Here is a 14416-nt window from a genome sequence, read left to right as displayed (position 1 = left end):
GCCAATTGGAAGCGTGCCGGCATGCCATTGTCGCATTCCGGTTCTGCTGGTAGAAACTTGGCAAAACGCTTCGGGATTAAGCGAGGCCACATTCAAGGGTCGAATCATGGGAATAACCAAGTCCGCAGACAAATAGGCCGCAACAACTTTGCCCTGTTGTTGCGGCGTCTGTCCGGCCAATCCCGATACTGATGAAGAGACAGATCGCCGCCGAATGAAATCATTTGAGCGGGTTCTTTCCCATGTCCTATCCCAAAATCCAGCCCTGGAACTATTCCCTGCCGGCAGCTTTGCTGCTGATGGCACCGTTCGACATCCTGGCCTCGCTTGCCATGGATATCTATCTGCCGATCGTGCCGGTCATGCCGGAGGCGCTCGGCACCTCGCCGGCCGTCATCCAACTGACCCTCAGCCTCTACATGCTCGTGCTCGGCGCCGGGCAGATCGTCTTCGGGCCGATTTCCGATATTGTCGGACGACGGCCTGTCCTGCTCGGAGGCGCGGCACTCTTTGCCGCTTCATCCTTCCTGCTTGCCGCCTCCTCGTCAGCACCAATCTTCGTAGTGTTGAGATTGGTGCAAGCCATCGGCGCGTCGGCGACACTGGTTGCAACTTTCGCAACAGTGCGCGACGTCTATGCCGGGCGTCCCGAAAGCAGCACGATTTATGGCCTTCTCGGCTCCATCCTCTCCTTCGTGCCTGCATTAGCTCCGATCACCGGAGCCCTGATCGCCGATCACTTCGGTTGGCGCGCCATCTTCCTCGTCATCGGCCTCCTTTCGGTTGCCGCCCTTTTCAATGCCGGCATGCGGTGGCATGAAACCCGCCCCGCCGCCACTGCAAAGATCGCTCTCCGCCCGATCCTTACAAGCTTACCCTTCTGGGTTTATACAGTGGGCTTCAGTACGGCGATGGGCGCCTTCTTCGTCTTCTTCTCGACAGCACCCCGCATCTTGATCGATAAAGCCGGATTCTCCGGCATCGCCTTCAGCTTCGTCTTTGCCACGGTGGCGCTGGTAATGATCGTGACGGCGCGTTTTGCCAAACACTTCGTCATGCGCTGGGGCATTGCAGGCAGCCTTGCCAGAGGCATGGCCGTGCTGCTTTCCGGCGCTATGCTGCTTGTCTTCGGAGAGTTGTTTCTGCAGCCTTCCCTGGTCAGCTTCGTCGTGCCGATGTGGATCATCGCGATCGGCATCGTCCTTGCGACCGCGGTCACCGCCAACGGCGCGCTCGACGCCTTTGGCGACACGGCAGGAACGGCGGTCGCGCTTTATTGCTGCGTCGAGAGCATCATCGTCGGAGTTGCCGGAACTTTCTTCGTGCTTCTGCTCGGCGGCGACAGCGCCTGGCCGCTCGCGGCCTATGTCTGTGCGACCGCGCTGACGACGCTGGCTGGATTGTGGTGCCTGCCGGAGCCGGCCCGATAGGCAGACGAGCAAATGACGGTCGCTCGACGATAACGAGCGGCCGTCGTCCGAACGATCGCTTGAAATCTGTACGCACCTCGCCTACCCCTTTCTGCGCGCAGGGGATCGGCCAGTTCCTTCGCGAGAGAACCGCCGCCTGGCACCCTCACGTCAACGGCGATCATGCAATGCAGCGTCCGCATCGAGCGCGACTACGGTTTTGCGACCGAAAAAAGGAGCATGACTTGGCGAACAGATCGATTGACCACGCCTTCACGGCGACCAGCCTCACCTCCGCTGCCAGCGACCCGACATTTGCCGGCGCCCTGTCCTTCATGCGCCGCCGCTTCACCAAGGAGCTCGCCGGCGTCGACGTTGCCGTCTGGGGTATTCCCTTCGATGCCGCGACATCGAACAGGCCGGGCACACGTTTCGGGCCGCAAGCGATCCGGCGCGCCTCGGCGATCTTCGACAATGATGCGCAATATCCCTTCCACCGTGATCTCTTCGCCGAAATGGCCGTGATCGACTACGGCGATTGCCTGCTCGATTATGGCAATCATCAGGACACGCCAGCCGCCATCGAACGACAGGCGAATGTCATCCTCGACAGCGGTGCCTTCCTGCTGACGCTCGGCGGCGATCATTACGTCACCTGGCCGCTGCTGAAAGCCCATGTGGCAAAACATGGGCCGCTGGCGCTCGTGCAGTTCGACGCGCACCAAGACACCTGGTTCGACGAGGAACGCCGCATCGACCATGGTTCATTCGTGGCGCGGGCCGCCCGCGAGGGCATCATCGATCCCGACCGCTCGATCCAGATCGGCATCCGCACCCATGCGCCGGAGGATTGCGGCGTCAACATTCTCTACGGTCATCAGGTCGAGGAGATGAGCGCCAGCGATATCGCCTCGGCGATCATCTCCCACACACGCGGGGCGCCGGCCTATCTCACGTTCGATATCGATTGCCTCGATCCGGCCTTTGCGCCGGGCACCGGCACGCCGGTTGCCGGCGGACCGTCGAGCGCCAAGATCCTCTCGGTGCTGCAGCGCCTGCACCAGCTCGATATCCGCGGCGCCGATGTCGTTGAGGTGTCGCCGCCCTACGATCATGCTGATATCACCGCCATTGCGGGGGCAACGGTGGCGATGTATATGCTGGGTCTTCATGCCGAGCGACGCGCCATCGCCGTGTCACAAGGCTGACCTATCATCCTCAAACTGAATCCGGAAACCTTCAGAACCCATTGAAAGCGCAGGTTTAACATGGCACCGAAAATCTTCATTGACGGCGAACACGGCACGACGGGTCTGCAGATCCGCACGCGCATGGCCGGCCGCCGCGATGTCGAGCTTCTGTCCATACCCGAAGCCGAGCGGCGCAACGCCGCCATGCGCGAGGACATGCTGAACAGTGCCGACATCGCCATTCTCTGCCTGCCCGACGATGCGTCGAAGGAAGCGGTGCAGATGGTTTCGGCCAACAACAATGTGCGCGTCATCGACACCTCGACCGCCTTCCGCGTCAATCCCGGCTGGGCCTATGGCTTTGCCGAGATGGACGGCGCGCAGGCCGACAGGATCAAGGCCGCCCGTTTCGTCGCCAACCCCGGCTGCTATCCCACCGGAGCGATCGGCCTCATCCGGCCGCTGCGCGCCGCCGGCATTCTGCCCGACGGCTATCCGGTCACGGTAAACGCGGTCTCCGGCTATACCGGCGGCGGCAAGCAGATGATCGCGCAGATGGAAAACCCGGATCACCCGGATGCGATCACCGCGCCGCATTTCCTCTATGGCCTGCCGCTCACCCACAAACACGTGCCCGAGATGACCGTGCACGGCCTGCTCGACCGCGCGCCGATCTTCTCGCCGTCGGTCGGTAAGTTCGCGCAGGGCATGATCGTACAGGTGCCGCTGCATCTCGACGATCTCGCTGAGGGCACGACGATGGAAAGCATCCATGGCGCACTCGTCGCCCATTATGCCGGCCAGGATATCGTCAGTGTCGTGCCGCTGACCGAAAGCAAGGCCCTGCCCCGCGTCAACGCCGTCGAGCTCGAAGGCAAGGACACGATGAAGCTCTTCGTCTTCGGCACCTCAGGCGCTTCGCAGGTGAACCTCGTCGCGCTGCTCGACAATCTCGGCAAGGGCGCCTCGGGCGCCGCCGTCCAGAACATGGACCTGATGCTCGCCTCATAAGGCGCAGACGACGGCATCGAGGTGATGCCATTCGAGCTTTGTGTCGATCTCTTCATCATGATCTTTCCTCCGCGGCCGCCTCCCTCGGCGGCCGCAGCATCGCTTTCGGCTCGATCATCGGCGACGATTGGGCTATGAGAGCGGACTTTCCTCGCCCGCTATTCCCGAATCACGGAGCCTGATGTCATGACGCTCGATGCGCTGGTCGATGGCGTGCACGCATGGTTTACCGCTGCCCTGCCCGACCATGGCATCTATGCGCTGATGGCGTTTGCCTTCATCGCCGGGCTTGCCCGCGGCTTTTCGGGCTTCGGCGCCGCATTGATCTTCATTCCGCTCGGCGGTGCGATCGTCGGGCCGAAGCTGATCTCGCCGATCCTGCTCGTCATCGACGGCATTGCGGCGCTTGGGATGATCCCTCCCGCCTGGCGCGGAGCCAACCGGCCCGAGGTCTTCGTCATGGCGGCGGGGGCCGCCCTCGGCGTGCCGGCCGGCACGGCGATGCTGGCGCTGCTCGACCCGATGTTGCTGCGCTGGAGCATCACCATCATCGCCATCACCCTGCTCGCGCTTCTTGCATCCGGATGGCGCTACCATGGCGCCCCTTCTGCACCGCTCAGCAGCGGCGTCGGCCTGATCGCCGGGCTTTTCAGCGGCGCCGCACAGCTCGGCGGACCGCCGGTCGTCGCCTACTGGCTCGGCGGCAAGAGCGACTTCACGCGCGTCAGGGCGAATGTCGTGCTCTACTTCTCGATCTCGTCCGTTTTCAGCGCCATCAGCTATTATATCGGCGGACTGTTCGTGCCTGCCGTCTTCGCGCTGACCGCCGTGATCCTGCCGAGTTATGCGGTCGGGCTCTACGGCGGCTCGAAACTGTTCGGGCTTGCCGAGGAGCGGACCTTCCGCATCGCCTGCTACATCCTGATAGCCGCCGCCGCGATCATCGGCATGCCGCTGCTCGATGGGGTGTTGCGATAGATCCGCCCCGAGAAGGCAGCTCGCTTCAATCGCGTTCGGCGATCATCGTCCCATGCGGATATTCGCCGTAAAAGCCGCGCCAATTGGCGACGGCGAAACCGAAAACCACCAGCGCACCGGCTTGGTGCAGCAGGCCCCAGTGAAGCGGCACCTGCATCAGCAGCGTGGCGATGCCGATCGCCGCCTGCAGCGTCACCAGCGCGAAGAGCAGGACGGCGCGGCGTGCATGGGTGGTCCAAGGTGCTGCGCGAAGGGCGATCACCATGTTGATCAGCGTCAATGCGAAGAGGGTATAGGCGCCGATGCGGTGGATGAACTGCACCGTCTTCGGGTTCTCGAAGGCATTGATCCAGAAGGGCTGCTGGATCAACAGATCGGAGGGGATGACGGCGCCATCCATCAGCGGCCAGGTATTGTAGGAAAAACCGGCGTCGAGCCCAGCCACCAGCGCGCCGAGATAGATCTGGAACAGCGCGAAAATGGCGATCGCGGCGGCAAAACCGCGCGAGCTTCGTGCCGGCGCCGGATCATCGGAATGTCTGGCGAGACCGCGCATGATCCACATGCAGCCGGCAAAGATCAGGCAGGCCATGACGAGATGCGTTGCCAGCCGGTACTGGCTGACGTCGGTGCGGACGGAAAGGCCCGAGGACACCATCCACCAACCGATAAAACCCTGCAGGCCACCGAGCGCCAGGATGCCGACGAGTGGCCAGCGCAGACGCTTTTCGATCCGCCCGGTCAGCCAGAAATAGATGAGCGGCAGCGCGAAGATCACGCCGATGCCGCGGGCGATCAGCCGGTGCGCCCATTCCCACCAGAAGATGCCTTTGAACTCATCGACGGTCATGGAATTGTTCAGCTGCTGAAATTCGGGAATGCGCTGGTAGAGGCGGAATTCCTCCTCCCATTCGGCAGCCGACAGCGGCGGAATGACGCCGTGGATCGGCTTCCATTCGGTGATCGACAGGCCGGAATTGGTCAGCCGCGTGGCGCCGCCGACGAGGACGAGACAGAAGAGCGCCAATAGCACGAAACCGAGCCAGAGACGCAAGGCGCGGCGGTCACGATTTTGCCTGCGCACTTCGCTCAGGATCGCCTGTTCCGTGGTCGGGTTTGCGACGGCCATGATATCTCCTTCTATCCGGCAGTTGATTTGCCCCACCGGCTCATGCAAAACAAGCCCCGAACCTTTGCGGCATGCCGTCGCGCCGGTTCGACCCATCCATTGCAAGAGATAGCCGATGCCCATCCGCCTCCGCAAATTCATCGGCACAATCCTGATCATCGTGCTCGTGCTCGTCTATGCGCTGGTGGCGAATACGATCGCGGTGGCAACGCTCGGCAACGCGCCCTGGTGGGGACACTTGCTCTACTTCCTGTTCACCGGCCTGCTTTGGGTATTGCCGGCGATGGTGCTCATCAAATGGATGGCCGGGCCGCCGCAGAAGTAGGGCCATTAACGGCCGAATAACCGTGATCCGCGGAAAACCTCGTCCATCGCGTGCGGTTAAACCAAATATACGTCTGGCATACCTACCTTCCCGTTCAGCATTCTTGACCGGAGAAAACCGTGCAGACGCAAAAGCTCGATGTCCATGAACAGCCGTCCGACAAGGCGCTGGCCGAAGCGGCCATTTCGCGCTTGCGCCAGTTGAGCATGAAACTCGCCATGGCCGAAATCGACATCGAAGTCTTCGATACGATGCAGCCGCTGGAGGATGAGTGGCGGGCGCTGGAGCGCGACAATCTCCAGTCCCTGCATCAGAGCTACGACTGGTGCACCGCCTGGGTGAGCGCCTTCCAGCGGCCGCTTGCAATCCTCAAAGGCACCCATGCCGACCAGACGGCTTTCATTCTGCCGGTCGAAATCGTCAAGTCCCGGGGGCTCGCGGTCGCGAAGTTCATCGCAGCCGATCACAGCAACATCAATACCGGCTTGTTCTCCGAGAGTTTTGCAGAAAGCGGCGGAACCATCGACGCCGGCAAATTCGCCAGCCAGCTTCAGCAGGCACTCAAGGGCCGGGCCGATCTGCTGCTGCTGCAGAACATTCCGCTGGAATGGCGCGGGCGACAGACCCCGCTCACGGGGCTGCCGATGGTGCAGAACCAGAATCATGCCTACCAGCTGCCGTTCTTTCCCACGTTCGAGGAAACGCTGAAGCAGCTCAACGCCAAGAACCGGCGCAAGAAATTCCGCGTTCAATCGAAACGTCTCGAGGCGGCCGGCGGCTTCGAATACCTCATTCCCGGGACATCGGAAGAACAGCACCGCCTGCTCGATATCTTCTTCTGCCTGAAGAGCGCCCGCTTCGCCAACCTCGGCCTGCCCGACGTCTTCGCCGACAGGGAAACGCAGGCCTTTCTGCACGGCCTGCTCGACAAGCTGGATGACAGCAAGCAGTATTTCGGGCTGCAGATGCATGTACTCCGGCTCAAGGACGGGCATGAGGGTAAGATCGCAGCGATTTCAGGTATTTCGCGCAAGGGCGACCACATCATCTGCCAGTTCGGCGCGATCAATGAAGAACTCGTGCCGGATACGAGCCCCGGCGAATTCCTCTATTGGCAGACCATTTCGGGACTGCATGGCAAGGGTGTCGCGCTGTTTGATTTCGGCCTCGGCGACCAGACCTACAAGCGCTCCTGGGCGCCGGTCGAGACCCCACACTACGACGTGGTGCTGCCGGTCTCGCCGTTCGGTGTGATCGCCGGCGCCGCGCACCGGATCGTCACCCGCGGCAAGGCGCATATCAAGGCGCGCCCGAAGCTCTATAAATTCGCCCAGGGCATCCGGGCACGGATCGGTTGATCCCGTTCAGGCCGCCCGGCCGAGCGTCTGCTCGGCCCCCTCGCCGCCCGACATCAGCACGACGCGCTCATAGCCTGCGGCCTGGAATTCCGTCATCAGTGCAACGAAAATGGTCTCCTCGACCTCAGGTAGCGAAAGGATGATCTCGACGTCCCGGCTGCGCGTCAGCCGCGAGACGCCAGCGACATCGGCCGAACCGCATTCGACCACCACGAGATCGTAGGCGGCGGCGAGCGCATCGAGCAGCAACGACAGCCGGTCGACACCGCGCATGGCGCGGCGCACGTCGCTCTGGCCTTGAGGGATGAGATGGGCATCGGAAAGGCGGTCGCCGTGGATCGTATCGCCGAAGGCGGCCTCACCGCAAAGCAGATCGGTGACGCCGAGGGCGGCCTGGTCCTCGGCCATCAGTTCTGTGGGGTAGCCGGAACCGGTCATGTCGATCAGGATGACGCGGCGGCCGGCGTCGGCGAGCATGCGGGTTAGCGAAACCGTCGCCGCCGAGCCATTGTCACCAGTCGGAGATATGGCGATTGCCAGCGGCGCGCGGCTGCCAGTCAGATAGTCTGCAACTGAGGCGACGGAGAATTCATTCTCATCCTCTGGCGCCTCCTCGGCAGCCTCCGCGTCCTCGGTCGCATACTCTTCGTCCGCGACAACGGCGAGCATGCTCGGCTGAACGGGTTTTCTGGCGGGAGTGGCAATCGGAGCAGCCTGCGGCACATGCTTCTCCTCGACGACCGCTTCTGCCTCGATTGCCTCCGGGGTCGCATCTGCTGGGCGGAGCGCCCGGCCGCTGAAGAGTTCGGTCAGCATAATGACGATGGCGCTCATGATCAGCGTCGCGACAGCAGCGACGACAACGATCGGCACCACCTTGGGGAAATAGGGATCGACCGGCTCAACAGCCCTGGAAACGATCCGCGCATCCGCAGGGCTCGAATTGCTGTCGGCACGGGAGGCGGCCTCGCGGTAGCGCACCAGATAGGTTTCGAGCAACTGACGCTGGGCGTTTGCCTCACGCTCCAGCGCATTGAGACCGACCTCGTCCTCACCGGCGCGCGCGCTAGTGGCCTGCACCGTCTCCGACTGTCGCTCGAGTTCGCTCGCCCTCAAATCCGCGACCTTGGACTCGTTCTCGATGCTTGCCAGGATCTTCTGCGTCTCCTGGCGGATCTGGCTGCGGATATCCGAGAGCTGAGCACGCAGGCTTTTCAGTCGTGGATGATTGTTGAGAAGGCTGGTCTGCAGATCGGAGATCTGCGATTGCAGGCCGGATTCCGTCCCCTTCAGCCGCTGGATCGCCTGTGAGGACATGATGTCGGGCAGCGTATCGAAGGCCTCGCCCGAAGACAGTGCGTTTCGCACCGCCTGCGCCCTCGCCTCAGCATTGGCCTTGTCGCCCCGCACGCGGGTCAGCTCGGCGGAGATATCGTTCAATTGCTGGGCCGGAAAAGTGGTCGTGCCGTTCGTCTGCAACAGCCCGTGCGACGTGCGGTATTCGGCGACCTTCTTCTCGGCTTCGCTGACCTTCCGGCGCAGGCCTTCGATCTCCGGCTCCAGCCAGCGGGTCGCCTCGGAATTGGAATCGAGCTTGGCGCCGCTCTGGGTCGAAAGGTAGACATTCGCCATGGCGTTCGGAATGGCGGCGGCGAGCTTGGGGTCCTTGGAGGTGAAATTGATGCCGATGACGCGTGAACCCGGCACCTGATAGACCTGCAGGCGCTCGACGAAGGCGTCGATGACGCGCTCTTCAGGCGGATTTTCCAACGGGTTCTTCTTCAGGTGCAGCTTCACCAGGATACTGCTCATGGCCGAGCCGCTGGCGGCATCGTCGAATTCCGGCAGGTTATAGAGCTTCAGGTCGTTGATGACCCTCTTGAGGAGATCGGCCGATTGCAGAAGCTGCACCTGGCTGGCGATGTTCAGTTCATCCATCAGCGGACCGGCGCTGGCGTCATTGATCTGCTGCGTGCTGGCGAAGGCCGGCGCTCGGGGTTCGATGAGGATGCGTGTTTCGCTGCGATATTGCGGCGACATGATTTTGGCGCCGGCAAAGGCGACGCCCGCCCCCAGGAGGGTGATTGTCAAAATCCGCAGACGGCGCGCCCAGACCGCACGGACCAACTGGCCGAGGTCGATGTCCACATCCTGATCACGAGCCACGCCGGACATGCTCTTACTCCACAACAAAGGTGCCGTAAGCGTAAACGACCATGGTAACTCAACGGTTAATGGCGATCTCGCCGAGAAATGAGTGATGATCGATCGAGGAAACCAGGAAATTGCAAGCGCCCTTTACCGGGCATTAACCCTAACGGATCGATAACGACTGCACCGAGTTCATTTTTGTGAGCACAAGCGGATGTCTGTCGTCCAGCCCAAGATCCTTTTGGCCCTGAGCCTTGCAGCCATGATGGCAGCATTGGGCGGCTGCACGACGTACAAGCCGGCGCCGAAGGCCTTCAACGAGGCGACTATTCAGCCTTATACGCTGGACAGCGGCGATCGACTGCGCATCACCGTCTTCGACCAGCAGAGCCTTACCAACACCTATACGGTGGATCAGGCCGGCTATGTCGCCTTCCCGCTCATCGGCCAGGTCCCTGCCCGCGGCCGAACCCTGCAGCAACTCTCGGGACAGATAGCCCAGAAACTGCAGCAGGGCTATCTTCGCGATCCCGACGTCACCATCGATGTCGATCGCTATCGTTCGGTCTTCATCATGGGTGAAGTCGGCCAGCCCGGCCAGTATGCCTATGTTCCCGGCATGACAGTGCAGAATGCCATTGCGGTTGCCGGCGGCTTCACCAGCCGCGCCAACCAGCGCATGGTCGATGTCACGCGCAAGATCAATGGACAGGTGCTGACCGGCCGCATCAATATATCAGGGCCGATCATCGCAGGTGACACGATCTACGTTCGCGAACGGCTTTTCTGAGCGATGGAAAAACAGCAGCCGCTCCGCATCCTTCATTGCTTCAGGTCACCGGTCGGCGGAATTTTCCGCCATGTCCGCGATCTCGTCGAGGAACACAGCAAGGCCGGCCATGAAATCGGCATCCTCTGCGACAGCTCGACCGGCGGCGAGTACGAGGACAGCCTGTTCGATGATATCCGTCCCTATCTCTCGCTCGGCCTGACACGCGTGCCAATCCGGCGTTCGATCAGCCCGTCCGACATTGCGACGATGTGGGACACATACAAGAAAATCAAAAGTTTGCGGCCGGATGTGCTGCACGGACACGGCGCCAAGGGCGGCGTGCTCGCGCGACTTGCCGGCTCAGCGTTGCGGGTGAACAGGTATCGCGTAGCCCGCCTCTATACCGCGCATGGCGGAAGCCTGCATTATTCGCGCTCCTCCTTCGGAGGACAGTTCGTCCTCAAGATGGAGCGCCTGCAGGAATATTTCACCGATGCGCTGGTCTTCATCTGCGAATATGAGCGCGATACCTACGCGCGCAAGGTCGGGCGGCCGCGGACGAAGACGAGACTGATCTACAACGGCATCGGCGAGCGCGATTTCGAGCCGATCCCGACCCGCTCGGATGCCGTGCATTTCATCTATGTGGGAATGCTGCGGGACCTCAAGGGTCCCGATCTGTTTGTCGATGCCTTCGCCAAAACGGAACGGCTGCTCGGCAGGCCACTGTCGGCGCTGATGATCGGCGACGGGCCGGATCGCGACCGCTACCGCGAAATGATGGTCGAACGCGGCCTTGGCAAACGCATCGGCATGCTGCCGGCAATGCGGGTCCACGAAGCCTTCTCCATGGCGCAGAACCTCGTCGTTCCCTCGCGCGCCGAAGCCATGCCCTACATCGTGCTCGAGGGGCTCGGCGCCGGCAAGACGATCATCGCAAGCCGTGTCGGCGGCATTCCCGAGGTGCTTGGCGCCGACAGCGCAGCCCTGGTGGAGCCCGGTAATTCCGACGATCTCGCCCGCGTCATGGCGGAAACGCTGAGCACGCCCGATTGGCACGCCAGGACGATGCCGAAGCCCGAGGCGGTGAAGGCGGTGTTTTCATCCGCCGTCATGGCACGCGATGTCCTGAAATTGTATCATGAGCTCGTCAACCCGGCTGCCAGCCAAGCAATGCCCGTCGCCTCGTAAATATTTCTTAGGGGCTTTCTGGTACTTCGCTTGCTGACAACGAGCGACGATGCCCCATGAACAAGCTGGCCCCATGAACAAGCTGGAAAAAGGCGATCAATTCGACGTCGAAGCGCTGCGCAAGCAGGTCTCCGACATCGAGGTGCGCGGCGACACGGGTGAGGAGAAGCCTTCCGACCCGACCGAAATCAACCCCTATGCCCGGCAGATTGCCGAACAGTTCCGCGACGGAACCAATTCGCCTGCCATCATCATCGGGCAATTGCGGCTGCTGGAATTCCTGGCGCTCTTCGCGATCGCCCTGATCGTCCACTATTTCTGGCCCGGCGACGGCAGCGATTCCCTGCTGATGCGGACCGGCATGGCGGCGAGCGCTTCGGCCTTGACCGTCATCAGCCTGCAGCTTGCCGACACCTACACCATTCCCGCGCTTCGGGCGAAGCTGCGGCTGATGCCGCGCATCGTCGCCTCGTGGACATTCGCGCTTTTCCTCACAGTCGGGCTGTTCGCGCTCATTCGCGGCACCACATGGGCGATGGTCGACGCCTATATTCCATGGTTCGCCGCAGGCGCGCTCTTCCTTGCGGCCGAGCGTTTCCTCGTCGCCTACGGCATCCGCAACTGGGCGCGCAACGGCCTCATGGAACGCCGCGCCGTCATCGTCGGCGGCGGCGAGCCGGCCAAGGCCCTGATCCGCGTCCTCGAACAACAGGCCGACAACGACATCCGCATCTGCGGCATCTTCGACGACCGCGGCGAGAAGCGCTCGCCGATCATGGTCGCCGGTTATCCGAAACTCGGCACCGTGGCCGAACTCGTCGAATTCGTACGGCTGACGCGCATCGACATGCTGATCATCGCCCTGCCCCTGTCGGCCGAGGCCCGTATTTACGACCTTTTGAAGAAGCTCTGGGTTCTGCCGGTCGATATCCGCCTTGCCGCGCATGCCAACCGGCTGCGCTTCCGGCCGCGCGCCTATTCGCATGTCGGCTCGGTGCCGATGCTCGATATTTTCAAGAAGCCGATCCGCGACTGGGATTCCGTCGCCAAGCGCGGTTTCGACATCTTCTTCGCGCTCGTCGCGCTTGCGCTTCTCTGGCCGATCATGGTCGCGACCGCGATCGCCATCAAGGCGACATCGGAAGGCCCGGTCTTCTTCATGCAGAAGCGCCACGGCTTCAACAATGAAATCATCAACGTCTTCAAGTTCCGCTCGATGTACACCAACATGGCCGATCCCACGGGCAAGGCCGCGGTGACCAAGGGCGATCCGCGCGTCACCCGCGTCGGCCGCTTCATCCGAAAGACCTCGATCGATGAACTGCCGCAGCTCTTTAACGTGCTGAGAGGCGATCTCTCGCTGATCGGCCCACGCCCGCATGCCGTTCTCGCCCAGGCGCGCGACCGCGCCTTCGGCGACGTCGTCGAGGGTTATTTCGCCCGCCACCGCGTCAAGCCCGGCGTCACCGGCTGGGCACAGATCAACGGCTGGCGCGGCGAAGTGGACAATGACGAGAAGATCAAGTTCCGCACCGCTTACGACCTCTATTACATCGAGAACTGGTCGCTCTGGTTCGATCTCAAGATCCTGTTCCTGACGCCGATCCGGCTGCTCAACACGGAAAACGCCTATTGAGCGCGATCGAGGCGACATATTCCCGTGTCGCCCAGCCGCAGCGGATGACGCTGCGCCTGATCGGCTCGGCCTTTGTCGCCTTCGGCGTCTTCCTTTCCGGCTTCGTGATCGACGAGCCGGCGCCCTATGAACTCTGGATGGCGGGGCTGATCGGCCTCTGGTTCATCCTGGGCTTAAGGATTTCGCGCGGCGTGGCGCCGCTGCTCGCCCTTTTGCTTACTTTCAATATCGGCGGGATGCTGTCGCTGACGCAGATGAAGGACCTGGCGACGGGGCCGATGTATATCGCGGTGTCGACCTTCCTGGCGCTGACGGCAGTCTTCTACGCGGCGATCATCGAGGACAGCCACAAGCGGCTGCCGCTGATCTTCAACGCCTGGACCTTCGCCGCCGTCGCCACCTCAGCGCTCGGCATACTCGGCTATTTCCATGCCTTTCCGGGCGCGGAAGTCTTCACGCTCTACGACCGCGCCAAGGGCGCCTTCCAGGACCCCAACGTGTTCGGCCCCTTCCTGGTGCCGCCATCCCTTTATCTCATCCACGGCATCCTGGCCGGCGACCTGAAGAAATCGCCGCTGAAGGCCGCGGCCCTGCTCGTGCTTGCGCTCGGCATCTTCCTCTCCTTTTCCCGTGCCGCCTGGGGGCTCTTCGCGCTTGGCGTGGCGCTGCTGATCCTCATCATGCTGCTGAAGGAGCGCAGCGGCGCCTTTCGCTTGCGAGTCCTGGTCCTGTCGCTGGCGGCGATCATTATGTTGGTCGCCTCGCTCTTGGTGGCACTGCAGATCCCGAAGGTCGCCGAACTGTTTTCGGCGCGCGCCCAGTTGGTGCAGCAATATGACGGCGAACATCTCGGCCGTTTCGAGCGCCACCGGATCGGCTTCACCATGATGATGGAGCGCCCGTTCGGTATCGGCCCGCTGGTGTTCGGCACGATGTTTCCCGAAGACGAGCACAATATCTGGCTGAAATCGCTGACCACCTATGGCTGGCTGGGCTTCGTCAGCTATGTCGGCATGCTTCTCTGGACGCTGGCTCTCGGCTTTCGAAACCTGCTGCTCGACCGGCCGTGGCAACCCTTCCTGATGATCGCCTGGATCTCGGTTCTCGGCCATGCGACAATCGGCAACGTCATCGACATCGACCACTGGCGCCATGTCTATCTGCTGCTTGGCACGGTCTGGGGCTGCGCGGCACTGGAAGTGCGCCACAAGCGCGAGCGAAGAGCGAGGGGCGCGGCATGAGGTCTTGCCGCCGACAGCATCGGCT

At 62.2% G+C, this 14416-nt stretch carries 12 protein-coding genes; 10 read left to right on the top strand and 2 right to left on the bottom strand.

Annotated elements, in window-relative coordinates:
- Positions 1-242: 242 nt before the first annotated feature.
- The 4 genes from cml to U5G49_RS06775 all read left to right on the top strand — a co-directional run bounded on the left by cml (position 243) and on the right by U5G49_RS06775 (position 4588).
- Complete coding sequence (gene cml / locus U5G49_RS06790; protein ID WP_130728973.1) at positions 243-1430, top strand: CmlA/FloR family chloramphenicol efflux MFS transporter; 1188 nt, start codon at positions 243-245, stop codon at positions 1428-1430.
- A gap of 224 nt (positions 1431-1654) precedes the next feature.
- Positions 1655-2617, top strand: coding sequence for an agmatinase (speB, locus tag U5G49_RS06785; RefSeq protein ID WP_018241559.1), 963 nt, complete (start codon positions 1655-1657; stop codon positions 2615-2617).
- A gap of 60 nt (positions 2618-2677) precedes the next feature.
- Positions 2678-3610 carry an N-acetyl-gamma-glutamyl-phosphate reductase gene (gene argC / locus U5G49_RS06780; RefSeq protein WP_193445077.1) on the top strand — a complete coding sequence of 311 codons (933 nt, stop codon included), beginning with the start codon at positions 2678-2680 and terminating at the stop codon, positions 3608-3610.
- A gap of 186 nt (positions 3611-3796) precedes the next feature.
- Positions 3797-4588 (top strand): sulfite exporter TauE/SafE family protein, encoded by a 792-nt coding sequence (locus tag U5G49_RS06775; RefSeq protein WP_193445076.1) that lies wholly within the window; start codon positions 3797-3799, stop codon positions 4586-4588.
- A 25-nt stretch (positions 4589-4613) separates the two neighbouring features.
- Here the strand turns inward: U5G49_RS06775 and U5G49_RS06770 are convergent, their stop codons facing one another.
- Positions 4614-5717 (bottom strand): COX15/CtaA family protein, encoded by a 1104-nt coding sequence (locus U5G49_RS06770; protein ID WP_018241555.1) that lies wholly within the window; start codon positions 5715-5717, stop codon positions 4614-4616.
- 115 nt (positions 5718-5832) lie between these two features.
- Between U5G49_RS06770 and U5G49_RS06765 the strand changes: the two genes are divergently transcribed.
- Both U5G49_RS06765 and U5G49_RS06760 read left to right on the top strand, forming a co-directional pair.
- The gene (locus tag U5G49_RS06765) at positions 5833-6042 is read left to right on the top strand and encodes a DUF2842 domain-containing protein (RefSeq protein WP_018241554.1); all 210 of its coding nucleotides are present in this window, start codon (positions 5833-5835) and stop codon (positions 6040-6042) included.
- Positions 6043-6161: 119 nt separating this feature from the next.
- Positions 6162-7400, top strand: a complete 1239-nt coding sequence (locus tag U5G49_RS06760) for a GNAT family N-acetyltransferase (protein WP_193445075.1) — start codon at positions 6162-6164, stop codon at positions 7398-7400.
- A gap of 6 nt (positions 7401-7406) precedes the next feature.
- On the opposite strand, the gene U5G49_RS06755 is transcribed toward U5G49_RS06760, so the two are convergent.
- Positions 7407-9575, bottom strand: coding sequence for a GumC family protein (locus U5G49_RS06755; RefSeq protein WP_193445074.1), 2169 nt, complete (start codon positions 9573-9575; stop codon positions 7407-7409).
- Between the two features lie 190 nt (positions 9576-9765).
- On the opposite strand from U5G49_RS06755, the gene U5G49_RS06750 reads away from it, so the two are divergent.
- The 4 genes from U5G49_RS06750 (at position 9766) to U5G49_RS06735 (ending at position 14391) form a co-directional block, all read left to right on the top strand.
- Positions 9766-10341: a polysaccharide biosynthesis/export family protein gene (locus tag U5G49_RS06750; RefSeq protein ID WP_018241551.1), complete on the top strand. Its 576-nt coding sequence runs from the start codon at positions 9766-9768 to the stop codon at positions 10339-10341.
- 3 nt (positions 10342-10344) lie between these two features.
- On the top strand, positions 10345-11514 hold the full coding sequence (locus tag U5G49_RS06745) for a glycosyltransferase family 4 protein (RefSeq protein WP_193445073.1): 1170 nt from the start codon (positions 10345-10347) through the stop codon (positions 11512-11514).
- A 73-nt stretch (positions 11515-11587) separates the two neighbouring features.
- Positions 11588-13150: an undecaprenyl-phosphate glucose phosphotransferase gene (locus tag U5G49_RS06740; protein ID WP_193445072.1), complete on the top strand. Its 1563-nt coding sequence runs from the start codon at positions 11588-11590 to the stop codon at positions 13148-13150.
- The gene (locus tag U5G49_RS06735) at positions 13147-14391 is read left to right on the top strand and encodes an O-antigen ligase family protein (protein ID WP_193445071.1); all 1245 of its coding nucleotides are present in this window, start codon (positions 13147-13149) and stop codon (positions 14389-14391) included. The genes U5G49_RS06740 and U5G49_RS06735 overlap by 4 nt, the downstream gene beginning before the upstream one ends.
- The last annotated feature ends 25 nt before the right edge of the window (positions 14392-14416 follow it).

This window comes from Rhizobium indigoferae (assembly GCF_034554815.1).
Taxonomy (GTDB): domain Bacteria; phylum Pseudomonadota; class Alphaproteobacteria; order Rhizobiales; family Rhizobiaceae; genus Rhizobium; species Rhizobium leguminosarum.
Note: the sequence above shows the minus strand (reverse complement) of the source record. Positions and strands in the feature narration are given on the sequence as shown.